The sequence below is a fragment of the Shewanella sp. SM32 genome (genome assembly GCF_025654235.1).
Lineage (GTDB): Bacteria > Pseudomonadota > Gammaproteobacteria > Enterobacterales > Shewanellaceae > Shewanella > Shewanella oncorhynchi.
In genome coordinates this window covers 22023-45968 of record NZ_JAKKRO010000040.1, presented here as the reverse complement: position 1 = coordinate 45968, position 23946 = coordinate 22023, and the positions used below count along the sequence as shown (strand labels likewise).

Genomic DNA, 23946 nt, shown 5'->3' with positions numbered 1-23946 from the left:
CTTTGAATGCATTACAAATTGTGAGAATAGAGTGGCTCTGCTTGAGTGCGCTGATTAGCGTAAATTGTTCATCGAGTCTGACATCAAGAGAGCGGTAGCCTTTTTTAGGATAAGATTGTGCTCCTCAAGACGAGCTATTTGCTTCTTCAGCTCACGGATTTCAATTTGTTCAGGGGTAATCGGAGATGCTTTTGGTGTGCCACCCTGGCGTTCTAGTTTTAACTGTCTCACCCATTTATCCATAGTGGACTTACCWACGTTCATCGCCTTTGCAGCTTCGATGATGCTATGGTTTTTATCGAGGACTAATTGGGCTGCTTCAAGTTTGAATTCAGCACTAAATGTTTTTCTGGTTGTCGATCTCATGTGTTCACCTAAAGTCATCTACGAGGTAATAATATCACCTCTATTTAGGTGGCCAAAATTAGTGTGCCACTACAAGGAAACTGTGGCCATTACTGCTATTGCCCTAGGAATGAGTTTGTTGTTGCTCTTTGGGGGAAAGGCCTTAGGTGGGGACGTTTATGTGTATTTTGTCTCTGGCTTAGAGAAACTCGATTTTCAAGCTTTACTGCTCAATGGCATGCTCGGTTTTTTACTCTTTGCCGGCGCATTACAAATCCGCTTAAAAATACTGAGGCATCAAAAGTGGGAGATCCTAATCCTTGCTTTTATAAGCACCTTATTGTCGACATTTATTATAGGTGGGCTGTTATTTTGGTTCGCGCCTATGCTGGGTCTCCCGCTACAATTCAGCCACTGCTTACTGTTCGGCGCCTTGATTTCGCCCACCGATCCTATCGCTGTTTTGGCTATTTTAAAGAAAATGGGTGCGCCGGAAGATATTGCGATTCAAGTAGAAGGTGAATCTTTATTTAACGATGGCATAGGGTTAGTGATTTTTGTGGCAATATCGCAATTGGCTTTCTCCACCGAGCCACTGACGTTTATCCATATCTCTGAGTTATTTATTCGTGAGGCGGTAGGTGGGGTTATTTACGGTGGCGTGCTTGGTTTTCTGCTGCATCATTTTTTCCGCTACTGCGAGGAAGAAACGCAATTAATGCTGGTTACCCTGCTGATCCCAACCGCGGGATATGTCATGGCGGATGTGCTTGGTGTTTCAGGTCCTTTAGCTATGGTGAGTGCGGGGATGATCATAGGAAATTTCAGCGTGCCTAAGTTTTTTGCTCGTAACGAGCGAGTGAAACTATTTACTTTTTGGTCGCTGATTGAATCCTTCTTTAATGCCTTACTCTTCCTATTGCTTGGTTTATTGCTTTTGTTAGTCACTTTCAAAGCACCATTATGGTGGTTTATGTTTGTGGCTATACCAATAGTCTTGTTGGCGCGTGCAATGAGTGTGTTATTACCTTATTTGGGCTTTCGATTGTTTAAGTCATACAACCCCTATGCAGAGACGATTTTGATTTGGGGTGGTTTAAGGGGAGGATTAGCCCTCGCTATGGCGATGAGTTTGCCTGAGGGTATCGTCATAGATGCTATTGGTGGTGTAGAGCTGCGGGAGTTGTTGTTAGTGATGACATATGCCGTCGTCGTATTTTCGATTCTAGTGCAGGGTTCAACTATGACAGGGCTTATCCGTAGGAGTAATGCCGTTACTGAACCATCGAGTGCTGTTGGCTCTTCTTAAAATGCATAAAGGCTCACTGCGCTGCAATACTAAACAATATTAAGCCTGCTAGTCATCACACTGGCTAGCAGGCTTGTCTGAGTCAATTAGGGATAAAAGATGTCTTATTTTTCCCTTAACACACTTCGAACTAACCACATTTCACTTTAAATTAAATCAATCAAGATCAAAGCTTTAGTTCGCCCGATATAATTCCCGTACCACAGCGCTTATTAAGTTAAGCGACTCATGGTCATCACTGCTAGCTAGTGGACAATTGAGTATCAATCCATCCACTTTAAGCTGTTTAATACCTTGTGTTTGAACCAATAGTGCATCATCTGATACGGCATAACTTGGGTTGATCAAAATCGGCAAATGGCTCGTGGCTTTAATCTGGATCAGACTCGCTAAATCGAGTGAAGGTAGATTGGCGTTATTTAAGGTTCTAATGCCTGAGTCACACAGAACCAGTTGCTGATTGCCTTGGCTTAAAATGACTTCTGTTGCCGTGAGTAATTCTTCAAAACTTGCCATATCGTTACGCTCAAGTATTAAAGGTATCGGTAGGGTTCCTACTTGAGTCAGTAAAGTTTGGTTAAACATCTGCTTGCCTGCGAGGAATAACATATCGGCGTGCTGGACTGCTAATGGCATATCAGCTTCTTGCGCTATGGCAATAATGCATACTAGACCATATTGATGCAGGATTTGGCGTAGTTTAGCGAGAGTAACTTCTGCCATAGTCAGTTGATTAACAGCGCTGAGCAAAACGGCTTGGAATCCCGCTTCTTTAAGCTGTTTCACTTGCTGCTCGAAAGCCGATAACGCTAAGTGTGAAATGTCATTATTCAGCGTGATTTGCGCTATGGCACCGACATGCCCTGCACCGATTGTCATTGCGCCGCAGTTGATTTCACTGGCTTGCTCTTTATAGGCTTTGCTATATCGAACTGGACTGGCATTAGCACCATTTTCGCTGATGACTTGATCCTTAGAGGTGCTGGGCTCAATCAGTAGCTGGCTGTTGCTCAGCTGTGTGGGCTTGACTGTTTCACAAGGATAACAGCCTAATACTTTGATAAAACGGGTGATCCGCTCTAGTTGCTTTAAACCTGCCTGCATAGATTCACTGGAGATATTCGCGTCGATATCTAAATAGAACATTTCTTCCCAAGGTGTTCCTGGAATCGGGCGTGACTCTAATTTACTCATGTTTAACTGATGCGCTTTTAGAACCAGTAAGGCTTCCACTAAAGCACCGGCTTTTTGGCCTGTTGCCATGATCAATGTAGTCTTAGCGGGTAACTGCTCTGGTACGGCAACGGCTTTGCGTGCAACAACGATAAAGCGACTTTGGTTGATCTTCTGATTCGCTAAACCTGCTTCTATGGACTCAAGTTGATAGAGTGCACCACCTTCGGCGCTGCCAATCGCTGCGGCACTGTTATCTGGACTTTGGTTTACCTTTTCCATTGCTTCTGCGCTGCTTGAGCAGTATTCCAGTCTCAAGTCTTTGTGTTGAGTTAAATATCTGCTGCATTGGCTAATAGGCTGAGGGTGGGCATAGACAGTTTTGATATCAGCTAATTTACTGCCAGCTTTTCCTAGTAGGCAATGGCTGACTTCAATCGTCGTTTCGCCAACAATCGACAGACTGGTGTGCTGTAGCACGTCGTAGACTTCGTTGATTGAACCTGAAGATGTGTTCTCAATCGGCAGGAAACCATAATCAGCATGTCCAGACTCAACGGCTTGCACTATTTCATCGAAACTTTGGCAACCTAAGTCCAGCATTTCAACTTGGCGACGTTGGCAATAGCGTGTAGCTGCGAGATAAGAGTATGAACCTCTAGCACCGAGGTAAGCGATACAATACTGTTGTTTTTGTGTCTCTGGATTGGCGCGGCCGTGAAGGTAAGCTTGTTGATTCAATACTGAATCTTCAATGATGCTCTGGTAAAGGGACATAACATAGTGGGCATCTAATCCTTTCTCTCTGCCTTCTTTCACGAGGCGAGCGAGCAGTTCTTTTTCCCTTTGAGTATCTCTGATGGGTCTGACATCTACTTCTTTGCTACGGGCTACTTCTAAACTTAAGCGACGGCGCTCAGCGAGTAATGCCAGCAGTTCATTATCCAGATGGGTGATCTGCTCTCGGGTTTGATTTAAAGGCTGTGGTGTATGCATTCTGACCTCAATTGCCGCCATGTATTTTATCAATCGTTTAAGACAAAAAAGCCTCCCAGTTGGGAGGCTTTGGATTTTTACTTTCGTTTTTACACAGTAAATCCGCCTCCTAGAGTGGGGGTGTAAAAAAGAAAGTAAAAAAAGCTGCTGTTATCATTTTCATGGCTTTAAAACTAAAGGGCTAGGGCTTAGCTGTCAATCAAAACTTTCTTAAAGGTAATCTAAAAAAAGCGCACCCGAGGGTGCGCTGGTTTGGTTCAAGTATGTATATATGGTCAAGCGAGTTTATCCTCCTTATGGTCAGTGTGGGACAAGTTAACACATTCGTTTATCTTACATTTACGTGTAACAGTAAAACGTTGACAACTCACTAGATAACGACTTGCATTTACAATGAACATTAACAAGTACTTTATGCGGCATAGCGTATAACCTTGAAACTATGCAGTTTGCAGTACCAGCGAACTTACGTTGACATGTCTTGCACTTATATTTTAACAATTAACACTTGCATGGAGCTATAACATTAAAAACTAACACTAACAAAACGAACATTTAAAAATAAACGATTTACGGCTCATTAGTTGTACTAGGTACATTTTGCTGTAAGAACAGCTTAGCCTTGTCACGCGTTTAGGTCTTGCTACTTACATTATTACCATTATTACCATTATTACCATTATTACTTTTTACTTTAAAACCTAACATGTTAATACATGGAGCGTATAAAAAGCTCTCATTTACTGTTATTACAATTTTCGTCAAGTCTAGATTTCCTCCTTTTTAGTTGATAAGTAAACATTATTTAAGGTGTCTATAAATATCAAAACTCAACTAATGGTAAATGTTAACACATTACATAAATAAACATTTATACATTTTACAGTTTTTACTATAAAGATAACACTAAGTAAACTAATGACTTTTAATTAAACCAACGTATTGTACTTACATTAAACACTTACATTAAATCACACGCTAAAAACGCTAACTAATATATCAGTGTAAATATGACTCTCTTCATATAACTAATCTACATCTCTACATCTAACTAAACGTGACAGTTGTTACCTCATTTATCTCAGTGTTTAGCAGTCATTGGTGCCGGCCCATTTTACAATAAACGCTTTTATTCATGTAGCTTTTGTAAATGTGATTTTTGTTTATGTTTACCTGAGCCTCCATTGTGAATATAAACAATTTGATAGTTAAAGATTTTGCTAATGTACTCGTTGTACTGTACTCGGCTCCTTATGTTAACTCTGGTATTCAGCAATGCCGCCTGTTTCTGGTGGTCATCCTGATATTGGGTCAAAATTGAGTACTGCTTTTAGTGAATGCCAACATACTTGATTGTTTCTAAAATCAAATTGTTCGCTCTTGTGTTGCCTCCTTTCCAAACTTGCTATTGAAAGTGGAACCTAGTTGAAAATAAAAATTGAACTTTTAAACGTAGAAATTATAAGTAAAATTAATCATTAACAGTAAACCTTAGTACTTAAAACTATATAGCTTAGATTAGTAGTGCTCCTTAGTTATATCCAGTAACGTTACTTAGAACTTAAGATCTGTTAATCAATATTTGTAAATCAAAATTTAAAGTAAATCAACATTTGAAACGATTTAAATCCGCACCACTTCGATTCTTGCTGTCACTTTGTAAAGTGTAGTAGGTATTTAGTCAAAAGAACTGTTTTTTTCATCATTAAAATGATTGCACTAAGCTTTTGTAAAAACTGTGATCTGATTAAATATTTCTACTTTATTGCTCTCAAAGTGATGCGTTTCTCGCACTCACCAGATTTAAATTATGCCGCATCTTCCTCCTCGTACTCGTCGTCAATTTCAATAACATTATTAGTCGGTGTTAGTGATGTGGAGCGTTGAGCTTCAGGTTTGTGTGTTATGCGATTGAGCTGCTTCTCTAATTTTTGGCCCATAGCGTTAATCGCAGTATATAAATTTTCATGTTTTGCTTGAGCGAAGAGTTCTCCATTTGGGATGCCAACCGATGCTTCAATTTTGAAACCAGGTTTCTCCTCCGTAATGATTACATGGGGATTTATCATTTGCACATCATGCCTTGAAAGTTTTTCAAAACGGCTTTCAATGCGTTCGCGAATAGGAGATGTGACTTCAAGTTGCTTGCTAGTAATCTTTAGCATATTTCGAACCTTCTGTTGTTTCCTTGGATTTCAGATTACCAAGGTTCGCACTATAAAACGAGATGTAGATCACGTTTTTGTGCCCATTAGATACTGTTCGTTGGATATTTGATCACTTAGACAAATATCAATAATTCTTGGCCCAAAAGCCTTGTATTGCCAGCTAAATGGGGTCATATTCGATAGGATAACTCCGCAGTCTTTGCCCTTATTTACTTATATTTACTTTAAGTTTCATCCCGAATCCCGATAAAATACCTCTACTTATTCCATTCGGTCACTTTGAGTTTGCCCATTTTATGAATACTGAACACGTTAAAATTAAGGTCTGGGATTTACCCACGCGAATTTTCCATTGGGGCATGGTGTGTCTGTTGGCTCTTTTATGGTGGAGTGCCGATGCGGGCGAAATGCAGTGGCATCAAATTTTTGCTTATAGTTTGCTGATCCTTATTGGATTTAGGATCCTCTGGGGGCTCATTGGTAGCGATACGGCAAGATTTAGCCACTTTGTTCATCACCCCAAAGTTGTACTCGACTACTTGAGATCGATTCGAACTAAAGGGATGTCTGTGGTACTTGGACACAATCCTATCGGTGGCTATATGGTCATCGCGTTGATTGGGATCATTAGCCTTCAATTAGTTACAGGCCTTTTTGCGACAGATGATATTTTTACCGAAGGTCCGCTATATAGCTATGTCAGTTCAGATACCAGTGGATTTTTGACTTGGTTACACAAAACGAACTTTAACTTTATTCTTTTACTGAGTGCCATTCATATACTGGCTGTGATTATTCATGCCATGAAAGGGGATAAGTTAGTTGGTGCTATGATCAGTGGTTACAAGAAAGTCTCGAAGGTTGCTTTTTCATCAAGTGCGAAGAGCGAGCTTCGATTCAAGTCTGAGTGGCTTGCTTTAGTGCTGTTCACAGTATGCGCTGCTGTGGTCTTTGGCTATTTAATGTGGCCAATAGTGCAAGTTCTGTAGATTTATACTCAGTTTGGGAACATCAAAAAGCCTGCTATTTAGCAGGCTTTTTGATGGGAAAAACAACGTCAAATTAATCTTTCTTATAAATGTCGTGACAACTTTTACAGCTTTTTCCAGTGTCCATAAAGGCTTGTTTGATTTCAGCTTGATTACCTTTTTGAGCTACAGTAGCCAGAATGGCAGCATTCTCTTGGAAGGTTTTCATTTTTGCATCAAAATCAGCTCTGTCTTGCCAAACTTTGGCTAGGGCTTCGGTATCACCTTTGTCTGAGCCATCAATAAAACCTTCGAAAGGAATTTTGGATAATGCAGCAACATTCGTTGCGCGCATTGCGAAGGTTTCTGCTTCGAAAGGTTTTTTACCTTTCATCATGGCAGCCATATCGCCGAAGTTATAAGCAATAAGACCAAATGCAGATTGGCGGTATTCAATTGCATCTTTAGAGTCTTCGAAATTGTGTGCTTGTGCAGTTGAAGCCAATAAGGTACTGGCAACGAGAGTAAGTAGTAATTTTTTCATCGTATTCTCACAAATTAGCGTCGAAGTGTGACATTGCACGCCTATTGTACACAAATTAACTTGATGTACTAGAAGCAATTTTGTCAGTTTTTGTCTGGATCAGACTGCTAAACGTAACAATTTATTTGTAAGTAGGCGAAATCTGTTAGACTGCTAATGTAATGCTTGAACAGTACTTATGAGGGTGATTATGCGAGCTAACTGGGATCTAGTATTAGAAAAAATTTTGAGCCACAGCAATTATGAAGATCTTTCTGTGTTGTTTCATTTACTGTTAACCGAAGAAGAACGTAGTGCCGTTGCCGGACGTTTGAAGGTCTTTCAATTGCTGCTAGACGGGGAAATGAGTCAAAGGCATATCGCTGCGGAATATGAAGTCAGTATTGCAACGATTACACGTTGTTCTAATTATTTGAAGAATATGTCTTCTGAGCATAGGGCGAAAGTTCAAAAACTAATTGGTTAGTGTTCACCTGGATACAACTCTTATGAATATCATCTGCTCCTATTGTGGTGAATAGAACTAAGTCTTAAGGCGTGATGGGAAGCTTATGACGACGATAGAGGGAACGACGAACCAGAATGTATAAGCCGTAGCTGAGTAAACAGATAGCCAAAATTGGGTAAAGATCCTTGGGAAGGAATTTAAAGATTGCCAGCGCCGCTAAGAGATAGATAAAAGGTAGAAAGTTATAAATTATCTCGGGAAGATAACCCGATTTACGTCGTTTGGCCGAGTCTGTTCGACGGTTTTGAGAACGCATAACGTAGATCCTCGCACCTAATACAAATACCACAGTTGCCGCTATCAAGGCATAGTTGATGTCGAGTGCAATAAAACTCGAACTACCGAGCGCCATGTAGCCAAAAGGCAAAATTTCGTAAAGTGGTTTGGTTAACATAAGCACTCCGTCGCTTAACTTAGGTTGATATCAATATCTAATTGAAAATATTCATATAAAATTTGAATACTTCAATTTACCAGTCAGTTATTTATCTATTACGAATATTATAAACGCTTGTGTATAAAAAATGCACGACCTTAAATTAAGGGCGTGCATTTTAAAAGGTTAAACCATGGCAGTTTAATCACTTACGGATAAACAACTTCTCGTTTAACTTCTGGTATCAGGCTTTGTTTAGCCGCGGCAACCACAGCCGCCATTGCCGTCACAGCCTGTTTTAGGTGTGTCGCAGGCTTCGTGTTCTTCATGGTGGTGTCCATGATCGTGGTCTGAACCACCACAACATCCGCCCGCTTCTTGTTTACCTGAACCGCCACAGCATCCACCGCCGTGGTCGTGATCATGTCCATGGCTTCCACAACCGCCTTGGGCATGAATGTGGCCATGAGCGATTTCTTCGGCAGAGGCTTCACGAACGTCAACGATTTCGACGCTGAAATTGAGCGATTGGCCCGCTAAAGGATGGTTGCCATCGACGATAACCACATCGTCTTTCACTTCCATGACTTGAACAGGGCGTTGACCCATTTCAGTTTCAGCGATGAAGCGCATACCTGGGACGATATCTTCGATATCACCAAAGGCTTCTAATGGCACGGCTTGACGTAGGCCATCGTGATAAGGCCCATAGGCTTCTTCGGCGCTAATAGTGACATCGAGTTTTTCGCCTTTGCTTTTACCATCTAATGCGGCTTCTAAACCTGGGATCAGGTTTTCAGTGCCGTGTAGATATAGCATAGGTTCAGAGTCGAAAGAGTCTTCTAATAGTCTGCCTTCTTGATCTGATAAACGGTAATGAATGGTTACCGCGCTGTGTTGAGTGATCTTCATATCGCCTCCAATTCGTAATGTGCGCGCATAATAACGTGCTTTTTTAGTGCTGGCGATAATTTGAAGTGGCTTATGTTAGATATCGCACAGGTTTTTTTTAGGCAAATTTGTCGGTGCTTTACGGTAGAAAGGATGAGTAATGTGATTTTTGCTCGTTAGCCTGTCAATTTAGCCTGAGTGATGAGTTAGAACAAATAACGCATTATTTGAAAGTGTATTATAAATAATTATATTAAAAACAAGTGATTATCTAATGGTTTTCGTGCCGCATTACGTTGACGTTAACAGTTATCTATTGCGTAAATCGCATTTTTACCCCTAGAAAACTTCATATTAACGAATCTTGATGCAGTATTTTATCGAGCGTTAATATTTGCCTATAAATAATCCATTTTAGGGGTTGACAAGCGCGGGTAAAAAAAGCAATTCTGTTTATCAAGAAATTAACATGGATTAGCCCAAACACATGCATAGCCTAGGTTTCGTAGTAACTACCATTATTACAACCACCACTACAACAACAGTGGGGGCGGGCTGATACACCCTAAAGAATTTTAACGATGAGCCCGCTTCCCACAAAGAAGCGGGCTTTTTTGTTTCTAGCTCTTATTTCTAAGTCGGGCGCGGTACAGGAGAACAAGATGAAAGTAATGAAATTTGGTGGTACCTCGCTTGCAAATTGGCAGCGATTCTCGATGGCGGCGGATATCGTTGCTAAGTCATCTAAGCTTGAACCCATAGCCACTGTGCTATCGGCCCCGGCGACTGTGACAAATGCGTTACTAGAAATGGTTGATGTAGCCGTTAAAGGTGAAGATTATTCGTCTGTGCTGCAGCATGTTGAGCGGGTATTTACCTCGCTATACCAAGATGCTGTTACTTCAATGTTGTCGAGTGAGCAGAGTGAACAGCTCTTTTCTGGACTTAATGCGCAGCTGGTGATTTGGCAGGATAGATTACGTGGCATTAGCTTACTGCAAGAGTGTCCCGATGGCATACGTGCTGAAATCGTGGTGGCAGGTGAGCGTTTATCTGCAGCCTTGATGGAACAAGTGATGCTATCTAAGGGGATCACGTCTGCTCAACTCGATCCGCGCGCCTTGTTTCTGGGTCGTGGTCGGCCGTTAGAATCCGTGGTCGATATCGCTGTGAGTAAGCCAAGGTTTCGTGCGTTGGCATTAGGTGAAAAGCGCGTATGGGTAATGCCGGGATTCACCGCCGCCGATGAACAGGGCAAAGTGGTGACGTTAGGCCGTAATGGTTCTGACTATTCTGCTGCCGTGCTCGCCGCCTGTTTAGATGCGTCAAGTTGTGAAATCTGGACCGATGTTGACGGTGTTTATAATACCGATCCCCGTGTGGTTGCCGATGCTAAGCTGTTATCACAACTCAGCTATCAAGAGGCGATGGAACTCTCCTATTTTGGCGCTAAGGTGCTGCATCCTAAGACGATTGCGCCTATCGCCCAGTTCCATATTCCCTGTTATATCAAAAACAGTTTTAACCCCGATGCGCCCGGCACTCTGGTATCAAACCAAGCCGATGAAACCGGCTTGCAGGTTAAAGCTATCTCCAATTTAGATAACCAGACCATGTTCGATATATCAGGCCCAGGCATGAAAGGCATGGTTGGCATGGCGAGCCGTACCCTTGCGGCGATTTCCCGCAGCGGCGTGTCTGTGTCCTTAATCACCCAAAGCTCCTCTGAATACAGTATTAGCTTCTGTGTGGCGACGTCTGACTCGGCCAAAGTGAAATGGGCCTTAGAGCAAGAGTTTGAATTAGAAATAAAAAGTGACTTGCTTGAACCTATTGCTATGCGTCATGAGCTCGCTATCGTTTCTTTGATTGGTGATGGCATGCGCACCCACAAAGGCGTGGCAGCGCGTTTCTTCCAAGCGTTAGCGCAGGCGAGCGTGAACATTATCGCCATCGCCCAAGGTTCGTCCGAGCGCTCGATTTCGACTGTGATCGAGCAGCGTAAGACTAAGCATGCGGTGGCGGCTTGTCATCAAGGCTTTTTCGATGTGCAGCAGTATTTAGATGTGTTTTTAGTGGGTTGCGGCAATGTGGGGGCAGGCCTGCTTGAGCAGATAAAACAACAGTCCGCCATGCTTAAAGAGCAGCACATCAGTATCCGTGTTTGCGGTATAGTGAATTCGAACAAGATGTTACTCGACAGTGCGGGCATCGATTTAAGCAACTGGTCTAGTTTGCTTTCCGATAGTCAGCAAGCTTGTGATATCCCAGCATTACTCGCATGGGCAAAAGAGCAACAATTGCTTAATCCAGTGCTGGTGGATTGCACCTCGAGCGAGCAAGTATCGGATCTGTATTTGGATGTGATGAACTCAGGTTTGCATGTTGTCACGCCGAACAAAAAGTCGAACACTCGCGATTATGCTTATTATCAAGCACTGCGCCAAACGGCATTAAAACAGCGTCGCCAATTCTTATACGAAACCACAGTTGGTGCGGGTTTACCTGTGATCGATAACCTGAAAAAACTGTTATTTGCGGGTGATAAACTGCATAAGTTTAACGGTATTTTATCGGGCTCTTTATCCTTTATCTTCGGTATGCTCGATGAAGGTATGACGCTTTCCGAGGCGACTGGTCTGGCGCGGGAAAAATGTTTTACTGAGCCCGATCCCCGTGATGATTTGAGTGGTATGGATGTGGCGCGTAAAGTGCTCATTCTTGCCCGTGAAGTGGGACTAAAGTTAGAGCTCAGTGACGTGCAGGTTGAATCTGTATTGCCAGCCGAGTTTGATGATTCAGGTGATGTTGAAAGCTTTATGGCACGATTACCGCAAGTTGATGCTGCAATTGCCGCAAAAGTGGCGCAGGCCAAAGCCCAAGGTAAAGTGCTGCGTTATGTGGGGCAAATTGAGGATGGTGTGTGCCGTGTGCGTATCGCCGAAGTGGATGCACAGGATCCGCTTTATAGCGTTAAAGGTGGTGAAAATGCCTTGGCGTTCTATAGCCGCTATTATCAGCCCATTCCCTTTGTGCTACGCGGCTATGGCGCAGGGACTGAAGTGACCGCTGCTGGTGCCTTTGCCGATGTATTAAGAACCTTGAATTGGACTCGTGAGGTGAGTGTATGAGTTTGACCGTTTACGCTCCAGCCTCTATGGGTAACGTAGGAGTCGGATTTGATTTACTGGGCGCTGCATTAGCGCCGATTGATGGCAGTTTACTGGGCGATAGAGTGACTATCGCCGCGGCAGCGTCGGGTGTGAGTCTGATACAGACCGGCGCTTGGGCCCATAAACTACCTGATAATCCGCAAGACAATATTGTGTACCAATGTGCCGAATTCTTCTTAACAGCCATGAGTAAGGAGTTTTTAACTGCGCTGGGTAAAGCAGATAAAGGCGTGGCACTCACACTGGAAAAGAACCTGCCCGTCGGCAGTGGTTTAGGTTCGAGTGCCAGCTCAGTCGTGGCGGCGTTATATGCCCTGAATGAACATTTTGATAGACCCTATAACGAGCAATCACTGCTGGAACTGATGGGCGAGTTTGAAGGGAAGATCAGCGGTAGTGTGCACTATGACAACGTTGCCCCCTGTTATTTGGGCGGCATGCAATTGATGCTCAATGTGCCGGGCAATGTCTGTGAAGCTATACCCAGCTTTAAAGAATGGTATTGGGTTGTGGCCTATCCAGGGATTTCACTTTCAACGGCAATGATGCGCAAACTCATGCCAGATCAGTATGATAAAAGTGTCACTATCGATTTTGGCCGTTATTTAAGCGCCTTTGTTCATGCGTCTTACCAGCAGAATGCCAAGCTTGCGATCAGCGTATTAAAGGATGTGTTAGCCGAGCCCTATCGCGCCGCCGCGATTCCGGGTTACGACAAGGCCAGAGCCGCTTTAGCCGATTTAGGCATGTTGACTACGGGGATTTCTGGCAGCGGCCCAACGCTGTTTTCGATTACCGATGATTTAGCCACGGCAAATACCGCTAAAGCCTGGTTAGAACAGCATTATCTCACCGAGGTGGGTGGCTTTGCCCACGTGTGTCGCCTCGATGAGCAAGGTACGCGTAGAGTCGATTAATAGTTAATTTAGCTAAGACTAAGTACCCAAAATTAGCATTTAAGTTTTAGCATCAAAAGGTTGAGTGAGCATGGAACTATATAATTTAAAACACCCTTCGCAGAAAGTGAGCTTTAAAGAGGCGGTACAGCTGGGGTTAGGTAAAGACAGAGGTTTGTTCTTTCCTAGTCAAATACCCGTATTAGACGATATTGAAGGGCTGCTGGCGTTGCCATTCGTTGAGCGCAGTAAAAAAGTACTCGGCGCATGGCTTGCCTCTGAGTTAGGTCAAGATGCGGTCGATAAATTAGTTGAGCGTGCCTTTAACTTTGATTTACCTTTGGTTGCCGTCGATGAGCAGCGCGCTTGCCTCGAATTATTCCACGGTCCAACACTGGCGTTTAAAGATTTTGGGGCGCGTTTTATGGCGCAATGCGTTAATGCTTTTGTGGGCGACACGCGCTTAACCATTTTGACTGCGACCTCGGGCGACACTGGCGCAGCGGTTGCCGATGCCTTCTATGGGCTTGAGAAAGTCAATGTGGTGGTGCTCTATCCTAAGGGTAAGATCAGTGAACTACAGGAAAAGATGTTCACTACGTTGGGCAAGAATATCCATACAGTCGCCGTCTCGTCCGATTTCGATGCCTGCCAAGATCTCGTTAAGCGCGCCTTTGATGATCCCGAAGTCCGCGATGGGTTGAGCTTAAACTCGGCAAATTCTATCAACATCAGCCGCTTACTCGCGCAAATTTGCTATTACTTTGAAGCAGTTGCCCAATCTAAACAACGCCATGAAGCCGATCCTGTGATTTCAGTGCCAAGTGGTAACTTTGGCAACCTCACCGCAGGTTTATTCGCTAAAGCAATGGGATTACCGGTTAAACGCTTTATTGCCGCGACCAATGCCAACGATACTGTGCCGCGTTATTTAGACAATGGCCAATGGCAGCCCAATCCGACTCAAGCGACAATGTCCAATGCCATGGATGTGAGTGAACCCAGTAACTGGCCGCGTGTGGAAGCCATTTGTGAGAAATTAGGCTGGCCACTGAGTAGCTTAGTGGGTATTCGCTTATCGGAGGATCAAACGTCACAGGCATTAGCTGAGTTGCATGCACAGGGTTATGTGTCTGAGCCCCACGCGGCGATTGCGGCTAAGGCCTTATCTTTAACCTTAGTGCCCGATGAAGTGGGTATATTTTTGGGGACGGCGCATCCCGCTAAATTTAAGGATGTTGTGGATAGAGAGTTAACGCTTAACTTACCCTTGCCGCCTGAGCTTGAAGCTGTTGCGAGTAAGCCCATCTTATCTGCGGAATTAGCGGCAGATTTTGCTGCATTAAAAGTGCATTTATTCAAAATATTAGCTTAAGGGCTTTAGCCCTACTGATGTCTGCCTAGCAGTGGAATAACATGGCGTAAAAGCAGGAAGGGAGCTTGGCTCCCTTTTTTTACAAGTGTGAGTTTTATGGTGAGGAATTGATGAGCTTGTGTTACCAGTGAACATAAAACAACCCTTAGTTAACTACATGATATTTAATTAATATTTGTAACTTTCTGTATTATCCTTGGTTTCTTATATGTGACATTGTTCACAATTTTATCTATTGCAATTAGTTATGTTCACCCGCGTGTTTAATCTGTGGGTTAATTGATTTGTCTAAATTTTTTCTGTTAAGTACATGTTTTTGCGTTTTAATATCTGGATGTGCGACCAAGCAGCATGAACTATATCGTCGCATTAACGTGGCCTACGATTTTGAAGTCACCCACTGCGATAGTTTTGCTTTAGTCACTGGGGTGAGCCGCCATGAAAACCGGCTTGATGAAGCTAAAGAGTCCGCCACGGCTCAGGGTGAGGAATTGGGGGGGAACACACATAGTTTGGTTACAAGTCGATATGGGGGATCCCACTAAAGTTGTTGCTATTATTTATAAGTGTCTGATTTAAATTTATAAAACTTTATTTTATTTCCTGCGTTCAGGCTTAGCCTTTATCGCAGCATAGTGAGTCGTTTAGATCTCACTCTTGGCTGTTGTGCTTTTTTGTTATTATCCCCCGTCCTTTTTTAGGCTAATTACTGTGATCTCGCCGGTGTTTATGGCGCGCTATCTAAGTGACAACTACGCTTACTGAGGTAGAACCCCCTCGCGGAAGTCTGACACTGAATCGTTATACTTCATCTTAATCAAGAGAGGATCATCAACTTAAGAGGCAAGTAACTTAGCCTATGCCATGGTTTAAATACGTTCCTGTCTTATTTATGTTTTTTTTAGTCTTGCCCGCTGTAAGTGCGTCGCAGGTCAATAGCCCTTTACCTTGTAAGAACACGATTAAAGTCGGTTACAACGATTGGCCTCCCTATGCTTGGCAAGATCCTCAAGGAGAAGCACAAGGCTTAGATGTGGATCTGATGCGGGCATTTGCAGTGTACCTTGGTTGTGAAGTTCATTTTATTAATGTGCCCGCTAAGCGCTCGCATCAGATGTTGCGAGCAGGACAGTTAGATGTGTTGATGGGAGCGACTATGACGGATGAACGTCAAAACTATGCTCTTTTTTCAACCTATTACCGAGATGAAGAGTTGCGCTTATTTGTACTCGATGAGCAAAAAGATCAGATTAATATCGATAAATGGGAGGACATTTTTACCAAAAAATTGCGTCTACTTGTCCCTTCTAGCGGTTGGTATGGTGCAGATTATCAAGAATCTCAATATCGATTAGAGCAGGAGCACTTGTTAGTATTAAGTCCCGACTCAGATAAGTCTGTGCAAATGCTTATCTACGGTAGGGGAGATATGATCGTCGGAGATACCTTAGCTATGCCCTATATCGCCAGCCAGCATCAACGCATCAAGCTAGTACCACTTAAGTTAGTGTTAGATCAAAACCATATTCATTTAATGTTCAGTAAAGCGAGTATCGAGAAAAGCCAGTTAGAGCAGTTTAATCATGCGATTAAGGCATTGATGGATAACGGTGAAATTGCACGAGTGATCAATAAATGGCAACAAATGACACTGGCGAAACAGTCTAATATGAGCCGTCTAAACAGTCCGCTAAAGACGCTGTATGTCAGCCCTTAACATTAGCCCTTCACGTTAGCCACTCATGTCCGACTCTGGTATGTTTTTATCCGAGTGTAATACGGTAACGTTATGATCTTTGATGTTTTCCTTTAAAGAATCTTGTCTTTTATTCAGTTGTTCCTCCGCGATTTAAGATGTGACACATTTGCTAAAACTTCTCTGACTTGAAGTTACTGAACTCTCTATCAAATTCTGCTAGCTTGTTGGGCTCAATTGTCATGCTTTGGACTTGATTGTGGTTTTTTATAAAAGCCCATGGCAAGAATTTCTTCGCTAAATCTGCTAGCAAAATCTCGTAGTAAAGAGTCTATTGCTAAAAATAACAATAGGATAGAGGTCATACATGAAACTTCGCCATTCTGTCGCCTGCTGTATGCTTGCCCTTGGCACATTAAGAGCGTTCCAAACCATCGCTGCCGATGCGGTGAGCAATCAAGGGTATTACCGTGCGCCCGCGTTGCACGATCAAACCTTAGTCTTTACTGCAGAAGGGGATTTATGGACTCAGACCTTAGGTCAAAAAGCGGCTACTCGCTTAACGAGTTTACCTGCGGAAGAGCTAGGGGCGACTATTTCGGCCGACGGTAAGTGGGTTGCTTATGTTGCCAACTATGAAGGCGCGAGCGAAGTGTATGTGATCCCCATTACGGGCGGTGTTGCTAAACGGGTGACTTTTGAGAATAGCCGTGTACGAGTTCAGGGCTGGACTGCCAAAGGCGAGATTTTATATTCTACCGACACGGGCTTTGGTCCTGCTAATAATTGGATGCTGCGCAGCGTCGATCCTCAAACCCTCACCACCACAGATTTACCCTTAGCCGATGCAGTTGAAGGTGTGATTGATGATCGCAACGAATACGTGTACTTCACCCGCTTTGGTCTGCAAGTGACTGGCGATAATGCCAAAGTGTACCGTGGCGGCGCAAAAGGTGAATTATGGCGCTTTAAACTCGGCAGCAAAACCGAAGCACAGTTGCTCAGCGGCCAACACGACGGCTCAGTGCGCCAACCTATGCTATGGCAGGACAGACTCTATTTTATTAGCGACAGCGATGGCAACGACAACCTCTGGTCGAGTGCACTCGATGGTTCAGGTGCAAAACAGTTAACTCAATTTAAAGATTGGCAGGTCCGCGGTGCGCGGATGGACCAAGGCAAAGTGGTATTCCAGTTGGGTGCGGATATCCATGTGTTTGATATTGCGGCCGCTAAAGACTCGTTACTCAATATTGAACTCATTTCCGATTTTGCCGAGCGCCGCGAGCATTGGGTAAAAGATCCTATGGATTACGCTTCTTCAACTAATTTGGCCCCCGCTGGCGATAAAGTAGTGATCACCGCCCGCAGCCACGTGGCGATCGCGGGTATTGATGGCTCGCGTTTAGTTCAAGTTGCACTGCCGGGGACTTATCGCGTTAGGGAAGCTGTGTTGAGCCAAGATGGCAAGTCGGTTTATGCGATTAGCGACATGGCAGGTCAGCAGGAAATTTGGCAATTCCCTGCTGATGGCAGCAGTGGCGCTAAACAGTTAACCAAAGACGGTCATACTTTAAGAATGAGTCTTAATTTGTCCAGTGACGGTCGATTTATCGCCCATGACGATAACGATGGTAACGTTTGGCTGCTCGACTTAAAGAAAAATACCAATCAAAAAATCATCACTAATGGCGAGGGACTTGGGCCTTACGCCGATATCCGCTGGTCCGGTGACAGCCGTTTTATTGCATTAACTAAGTCGGAAATCGGTAAACAACGTCCGCAAATCGTCCTGTATTCTGTGGATGAAAATAAGGCCGAGACGATCACCAGCGACAAATACGAGTCCTATTCGCCAACTTTTAGCAGTGACGGCCAGTGGCTATATTTCCTGTCAAACCGCCAATTCAGCGCAACACCAAGTTCACCTTGGGGCGATAGAAACATGGGCCCTGTGTTTGATAAACGCAGCCAAATTTTTGCCATCGCACTGGTCAAAAATGCCAAATTCCCCTTTAGTAAACCCAATGAACTCGAATCGAATCAAGTTGAAAAAACCGATGCTAAGGATAAACCGAGTCCAGTGAAAATCGATTGGGCAGGGATCTCCCAGCGTTTATGGCAAGTGCCTGTCGATTCAGGCAATTACAGTAAGCTGCGCGTCGTCGATGATAGACTTTATTTGTTAGATCAAGCTATTGGCGACGATGTCGCACCTAATTTAATGACCATCAAATTTGACCGATTAAGCCCTAAAGCCGAGGTTTTTGCTGAGGATGTGGGTCAGTATGCGGTTGCTGCCGATGGTAAAAAGCTGATGTTACGCAAACACAGCGATGATAAGGCGTTACTGATCGTCGACGGCGGCGACAAACTTGGTGACACGGCGAACGCTAAAGTGCAAACGGAACAATGGCAGTTAGCGATTTCTCCCCAGCTTGAATGGCAACAAATGTTTGAAGATGCGTGGTTGATGCACCGAGAATCTTTCTTCGACAAAAAAATGCGCGGCCTCGATTGGCAAGCCACTAAGGCTAAGTATCAGCCTTTGCTCGACCGTTTGACCGATCGTAACGAACTGAACGACATTTTCATGCAAATGATGGGCGAGTTAGATTCTTTGCACTCACAGGTGCGCGGTGGTGATTTACCTCAAGATCCCGATGCGGCTAAAGCGGCAAGCCTTGGCGCGCGCCTACAACAAACTGCAGATGGCGTTAAAATCGCGCACATTTACAGTAACGATCCTGAGTTACCGGCTAATGCTTCACCGTTAAATCGTATCGAAGTCGATGCTAAAGAAGGCGATATGCTGTTGGCTATTAATGGCACGCCAGTGGTGAATGTGGCCGACGTCACGCGTCTTCTGCGCAATCAACAGGATAAGCAAGTATTACTACAGCTTAAGCGTGGTAGCCAAACCCATAAAACTATCGTCATGCCCGTTAGCGCTGTGGTGGACAGTCAATTACGTTACTTAGATTGGGTGAGCCATAACGCGGCTGTGGTCGAGGATGCAAGTCAGGGCAAGATGGGTTATTTGCACTTATATGCCATGGGTGGTGGTGATATTGAAAGTTTCGCCCGTGAGTTTTATGCCAACTACAATAAAGAGGGTTTGATTATCGATGTTCGCCGTAACCGCGGTGGCAATATTGACAGTTGGATTATCGAGAAGTTATTGCGTCGCGCTTGGGCGTTTTGGCAACCGACCCACGGCACGCCAAACACCAATATGCAACAAACCTTCCGCGGTCATTTAGTGGTGTTAACCGATGAACTGACCTATTCCGACGGCGAAACCTTCTCCGCAGGGATTAAAGCACTCGGTATTGCGCCCTTAATTGGTAAGCAAACGGCAGGTGCGGGTGTGTGGTTATCTGGGCGAAATGCGTTGACCGATAAAGGGATGGCGCGGGTGGCCGAGTATCCACAGTATGCAATGGATGGCCGCTGGGTGCTTGAAGGCCATGGCGTAACGCCGGATATTGAAGTCGATAACTTACCTTTTGCTACCTTTAATGGAAAAGATGCGCAGCTTGAAACTGCAATAAGTTATTTAAAGGATGAGTTGGTTAAACAGCCAATCCCAGCCTTAAAAGTGCAACCTTTGCCTGTAAAAGGTATGGCACAGGATATGAAAGCTAAGTAATTGATATTTAAATTCAGTATTTAACCGAAATTTAAGGTATCTCGGCTAGCATGTCCGCGTACAAAGTTAGGGTGTTGTCTCTTGGTTCCCGAGACAACACCCATTTTTATGCCCATTCATTAATACTTCTATTCCCATTTTTACTTGTTTCCGCATAGGTTTGCATAGTGTTCACTTGCTGTTGTTGGGCAAGGTGATTAACTGTCATTGCTCTCGCGTCTTCGTTATGGCTTAGATAATAGGCCGTTGGCGCTGAAATCCCTTGGCTCGTTCCTGTCGCTAAATTGGTCATGTCGGCGATCACTTGATACTTCATCTTCGCGTGTTTCAATTCGACTAAGGTTTCTATGTTATCCATCAGTGCTGGCATTTCTGCTGGTTTTTGCGCATTCGCCGCCAATTTTTTTGCATCGCTAGAAAGCGTTACTGTATCAGTTGACGCGGGTGCGCTGGTTTGAACTGGATTTTTAACCTGTGCAAATTCAGCAGTGGAGACATTTTTTTGTGGGCTGACAGACGGGGAATTTCGCAGTGGTTGAATGTGCATCTTTTAACTCCAACAGATGATACCAAGCTAAGATTGGCTTCTATCGTACTGTTTAAAAGCTGGACCTGAGCTGAATAATGGTGAAAAGTTAAACTATGTGGATGGTTAGGTGGCGCGGATAATTCGATGATAGCAATGATTCAGACAGGTATTGAGTTACGGTGTGGCAATAAAAAGCCCGCTTAGGAAAACCATCAGCGGGCCATAAAGATCTGCTCAAATCCTAAAACTTGATTTGAATATCTGTTGCTAAACTATTAGCGATAAAGCAATTTGCATGTGCTTTCTCGTGAATTTTCTCAAGGGTTTCTTGGCTGACTTCGACCCCTTCAGCGAAAATGACCTTAGGATTGAGCACCATCTTTGTCACGGCCAACTTGCCCGCCTCGTTTTTACCCAGCTCTGCAGTGGCATTATCCACATAGGAGGTTACAGGTAAGCGCTTAAGATGCGCAATTGCTAGAAAGGTCAACATATGGCATGAGGATAATGCAGCCAACAGGCTTTCCTCTGGATTGACATTTTGCCCATTGCCTTTGTATTCCGGTGCCGACGAGGCTTGAATCGTCTGGCCGCTGCCAAAGGTAATACTGTGGTCTCGACAAAATTCGCCTTCTTCGGCGGGCGAGGTTTGCCAGTTAACCGTTAAGTTAAAGCCCATTATTTTCTCCTATCTGAAGGACATCAGGGCACTATAGCCTAGCGGTGCTCACTTAGCCATGATCGCCATGCCAGTGTTAGCTGGACATTAGATCCCAGCACTCAGTAATAGAGTGCCAGTGAGCACGCTGCCAGTGACGATTCCTATCGGTAAATGGCGCGGGCTGTAGCTTAACGTTAGGATGACCAGCATTGCCGCGAGGGAAATTATTCCCATAAACAAAATGCTCCCGTAGGCCCAGCCTTGATCGCTCGCGCAGGCACTTAAGCTAAATGCTAGTAGTAACCAAGCAAACAAGGTTAGTAAACGACTTTGCCATTGTGCTGGTGGACGATTGAACACATCCTTGAAGTGACCAAATTTAGCTAAGGCAAACAGGGCGAGGGAAAGATAACTCAAACCTAAGATCCCAAGTAGGGGAATAAATTCTGGCATCATGATTTGGCTTCCTCCAATGAAGGTGACGAACTAAGGTCGCTGGCAAGGGATGTTTGGGATTCGCTTCTACGTGCATTTTTTGTTTTTGCTGGGCGTTTAGTGGGGGCCTTAGCAATCAAAGTCACTCTTTTACTGGCAAATAGCATAGCGCCACCAAGTAGCACTGCGAGCACGTCAAATCCGACTAAAGCCCATTGATGGGATTGGATATTGTCGATGATATTGCTTGGTGATGTGAAGGCATTGAGCACGGGCAGCGCACAGCACAAAGTCCCTGTGAGTCGTAATGCGGTTTGCCACTGGCGACGTGAACGACCCAAGAAAGCCCAAACACCCATTACCGCTAACGCGATAAAGAAACTGTGAACTTCCCATTCAGAGCGGCTTGCAAAACTTGTTGATAAGAGACGATTGGCGTAAAAGAAGGCTACAGTGCCTAAGGGTAATCCTAAGATAAACATGAAGTTTAACCCTTCAACTAAACGTAATCCAAAGCTTGGTTTCTCGCCTTTATCGATCAATTTTTGCTGTTTTTGACGTAGACGAATGGCCCACATCAAAGTGCCTGTCGCGATCATAGCGCAGCCTAATAAACCGCAGAAAAAGAATAAAAATCTTAGCAGCGGGGCGGCAAAACGTGCCGTGTGCAGCGACATCATAGTATCGTAAGTCGCGGAGGCTCCTGAGGTTTCGTGCGGGCTGGCATATTTAAGCTCACCATTTACCCCGTTGAATATCAAAATATTGGCTTCATCGGTCACATCTTTACCTGTGTTTTGGTAAAAGGTCACTTGGCTATTTTGATCTTTAGGGTATGACACTATCACTTGCTTAATTGGCGCATCGCCCCATGCGGCTTTCACTTGAGGTAGTAATTGGCTTAGTTGCACCTGTGGCGCACTAATCCCTGCAGCTTTCTCGGTTTGTCTGGCGGGATTAAGTTCTTTTAAAAAAGCTTGGTTATCACCCGAATAGGCGGTATTAACCGTCCATGGGATATAGATAAGCATTAGGGTAATAAGCCCTGTATAAGTGATCATCAAATGGTAGGGTAGGGCGATGACAGAGCTCACATTGTGCGCGTCTAGCCAAGAGCGAGCGCCTTTATCCCGTCTAAAACTGAACAAATCTTTGAAGATCCGTTTGTGGATCACTATGCCACTGATAAGGGCGATCAGCATAAACATAGTGCAAACGCCGACGATATAGCGGGCTGTAATAGCGGACATATAGTGCAAGTCAAAGTGCAGACGATAGAAGAAATCACCGCCGCGACTCTCACGCACTTCAGAGATCATGCCGCTGCCATCTGCTAAGGCTACATGTTCTTCAGTCTTGCCACGACGCTGACCTTTTTCTGGTGGCAGTTGCCAGCTAACGCTTTGAAAGGGGGTTCGTTCAGTTGGAAAACCTATCATCCAGCGCTGCGCTGTTGCCGGCGAATGCGCTTCTATGTAACTTTGACCTTTATCTAATTGGTTTTCGAGTGTATCGGCTCGGTAGTTTTGATAAACCCCTTTGTGTAATTCGGGTTCATTCCAAAGGCTGATCTCATGGCGAAAATAGCTCAAGCTACCCGCAAAAAAGATCAACAATAATACCCAACATACCAGCAAGCCTGCCCAGGTATGTAGCCAAGATAAAGTTCTAAAAAATGTCTCTTTCATCTTATTGCCCACATACCTTGATCAATCCAAAACATAACAAACTCACTAAGCCTAAATCTCGCCACGCATGCCAGGTTTTACGCACACAAAAGGCATAAATAATAGCAATGGCATAAAACAGGAAAGCTAACATATTGGCCGTTATCGTGCTTTCAAAGCGCGGCATAGGTAGCACTAATGTCAGCAGGCAAGCCAAGGTTGCTGCCGCAACATAACCCGCCAGTAGAGCGGCACTCGCACGGGCAAAGACTTTGAAGGCAAACTGCGATTGCTCAAGCTTAAACCATTGCACAATTCCCCGCGAAATCAGCGAGAACGAGCGCATTTGGGTTGTAGAAGATTGCGTTGAGGTTTCAAACGCGGGTGTATTAGACATAAGTGCCACTTCTCATTTCGAGCCAATATGGGTCTGTTATGGCTATCTGTTACTGTTGATTCTGCAAAGTGTGCTTGAGCTTTTTGGCTTAACGACGAATGCATTTCTATAGCAGTAGATAGCTAACCGCGAGAAGTATAACTTAGTTAATTCAAATGATAAACGATATCATTTAGATTCGAATGTG

18 protein-coding genes, 2 pseudogenes and 1 other annotated feature are annotated in these 23946 nt (G+C 44.2%); of the genes and pseudogenes, 9 read left to right on the top strand and 11 right to left on the bottom strand.

The window, feature by feature from the left end:
* Positions 1-366 (bottom strand): annotated as a pseudogene (locus L5M10_RS15780) (transposase); the annotation flags it as partial.
* Here L5M10_RS15780 and L5M10_RS15775 point away from each other — a divergent pair.
* Complete coding sequence (locus L5M10_RS15775) at positions 284-1654, top strand: cation:proton antiporter (RefSeq protein ID WP_411569344.1); 1371 nt, start codon at positions 284-286, stop codon at positions 1652-1654. The pseudogene L5M10_RS15780 and the gene L5M10_RS15775 overlap by 83 nt on opposite strands.
* A 174-nt stretch (positions 1655-1828) precedes the next feature.
* Here the strand turns inward: L5M10_RS15775 and L5M10_RS15770 are convergent, their stop codons facing one another.
* Positions 1829-3823 carry a chorismate mutase gene (locus tag L5M10_RS15770; protein ID WP_263255553.1) on the bottom strand — a complete coding sequence of 665 codons (1995 nt, stop codon included), beginning with the start codon at positions 3821-3823 and terminating at the stop codon, positions 1829-1831.
* Positions 3824-3864: 41 nt separating this feature from the next.
* Positions 3865-3981 (bottom strand) — a sequence feature (Phe leader region).
* A 1650-nt stretch (positions 3982-5631) separates the two neighbouring features.
* Positions 5632-5988: a ribosome hibernation-promoting factor, HPF/YfiA family gene (gene hpf / locus L5M10_RS15765; protein ID WP_028760802.1), complete on the bottom strand. Its 357-nt coding sequence runs from the start codon at positions 5986-5988 to the stop codon at positions 5632-5634.
* A gap of 299 nt (positions 5989-6287) precedes the next feature.
* Between hpf and L5M10_RS15760 the strand changes: the two genes are divergently transcribed.
* Positions 6288-6980 carry a cytochrome b/b6 domain-containing protein gene (locus L5M10_RS15760; protein WP_263211177.1) on the top strand — a complete coding sequence of 231 codons (693 nt, stop codon included), beginning with the start codon at positions 6288-6290 and terminating at the stop codon, positions 6978-6980.
* 73 nt (positions 6981-7053) lie between these two features.
* Here L5M10_RS15760 and L5M10_RS15755 read toward each other — a convergent pair whose 3' ends face one another.
* Entirely contained in the window at positions 7054-7503 is a 450-nt protein-coding gene (locus tag L5M10_RS15755) for a c-type cytochrome (protein WP_028760800.1), read from the bottom strand.
* A gap of 190 nt (positions 7504-7693) precedes the next feature.
* Between L5M10_RS15755 and trpR the strand changes: the two genes are divergently transcribed.
* On the top strand, positions 7694-7969 hold the full coding sequence (gene trpR / locus L5M10_RS15750) for a trp operon repressor (RefSeq protein WP_028760799.1): 276 nt from the start codon (positions 7694-7696) through the stop codon (positions 7967-7969).
* A 64-nt stretch (positions 7970-8033) separates the two neighbouring features.
* Here trpR and L5M10_RS15745 read toward each other — a convergent pair whose 3' ends face one another.
* Positions 8034-8405 carry a hypothetical protein gene (locus L5M10_RS15745; RefSeq protein ID WP_028760798.1) on the bottom strand — a complete coding sequence of 124 codons (372 nt, stop codon included), beginning with the start codon at positions 8403-8405 and terminating at the stop codon, positions 8034-8036.
* 237 nt (positions 8406-8642) lie between these two features.
* Complete coding sequence (gene slyD, locus L5M10_RS15740) at positions 8643-9299, bottom strand: peptidylprolyl isomerase (RefSeq protein ID WP_028760797.1); 657 nt, start codon at positions 9297-9299, stop codon at positions 8643-8645.
* A gap of 641 nt (positions 9300-9940) precedes the next feature.
* On the opposite strand from slyD, the gene thrA reads away from it, so the two are divergent.
* The 6 genes and pseudogenes from thrA (at position 9941) to L5M10_RS15710 (ending at position 20070) form a co-directional block, all read left to right on the top strand.
* Positions 9941-12409 (top strand): bifunctional aspartate kinase/homoserine dehydrogenase I, encoded by a 2469-nt coding sequence (gene thrA / locus L5M10_RS15735; protein ID WP_263211179.1) that lies wholly within the window; start codon positions 9941-9943, stop codon positions 12407-12409.
* Positions 12406-13368, top strand: coding sequence for a homoserine kinase (thrB, locus tag L5M10_RS15730; RefSeq protein WP_263255552.1), 963 nt, complete (start codon positions 12406-12408; stop codon positions 13366-13368). Before thrA ends, thrB begins: the two co-directional genes overlap by 4 nt.
* Positions 13369-13438: 70 nt before the next feature.
* Positions 13439-14722, top strand: coding sequence for a threonine synthase (thrC, locus tag L5M10_RS15725; RefSeq protein WP_263255551.1), 1284 nt, complete (start codon positions 13439-13441; stop codon positions 14720-14722).
* Between the two features lie 284 nt (positions 14723-15006).
* Positions 15007-15301: pseudogene (locus L5M10_RS15720) on the top strand (hypothetical protein).
* A 280-nt stretch (positions 15302-15581) separates the two neighbouring features.
* A complete protein-coding gene (locus L5M10_RS15715) occupies positions 15582-16439 on the top strand; it encodes a substrate-binding periplasmic protein (RefSeq protein ID WP_263211185.1) in 858 nt (285 codons plus the stop codon).
* Positions 16440-16785: 346 nt separating this feature from the next.
* Positions 16786-20070, top strand: a complete 3285-nt coding sequence (locus tag L5M10_RS15710) for a S41 family peptidase (protein WP_263255549.1) — start codon at positions 16786-16788, stop codon at positions 20068-20070.
* Between the two features lie 106 nt (positions 20071-20176).
* Here the strand turns inward: L5M10_RS15710 and L5M10_RS15705 are convergent, their stop codons facing one another.
* The 5 genes from L5M10_RS15705 to L5M10_RS15685 form a co-directional block, all read right to left on the bottom strand.
* Positions 20177-20617 carry a hypothetical protein gene (locus L5M10_RS15705; RefSeq protein ID WP_263255548.1) on the bottom strand — a complete coding sequence of 147 codons (441 nt, stop codon included), beginning with the start codon at positions 20615-20617 and terminating at the stop codon, positions 20177-20179.
* 223 nt (positions 20618-20840) lie between these two features.
* Positions 20841-21278, bottom strand: a complete 438-nt coding sequence (locus tag L5M10_RS15700; RefSeq protein ID WP_028760789.1) for an OsmC family protein — start codon at positions 21276-21278, stop codon at positions 20841-20843.
* 87 nt (positions 21279-21365) lie between these two features.
* Complete coding sequence (locus L5M10_RS15695) at positions 21366-21716, bottom strand: DUF3325 domain-containing protein (RefSeq protein WP_113940646.1); 351 nt, start codon at positions 21714-21716, stop codon at positions 21366-21368.
* Positions 21713-23383: a PepSY-associated TM helix domain-containing protein gene (locus L5M10_RS15690; RefSeq protein ID WP_263255547.1), complete on the bottom strand. Its 1671-nt coding sequence runs from the start codon at positions 23381-23383 to the stop codon at positions 21713-21715. The genes L5M10_RS15695 and L5M10_RS15690 overlap by 4 nt, the downstream gene beginning before the upstream one ends.
* A 1-nt stretch (position 23384) precedes the next feature.
* Entirely contained in the window at positions 23385-23759 is a 375-nt protein-coding gene (locus tag L5M10_RS15685; RefSeq protein ID WP_263255546.1) for a DUF3649 domain-containing protein, read from the bottom strand.
* Positions 23760-23946 lie beyond the last annotated feature (187 nt).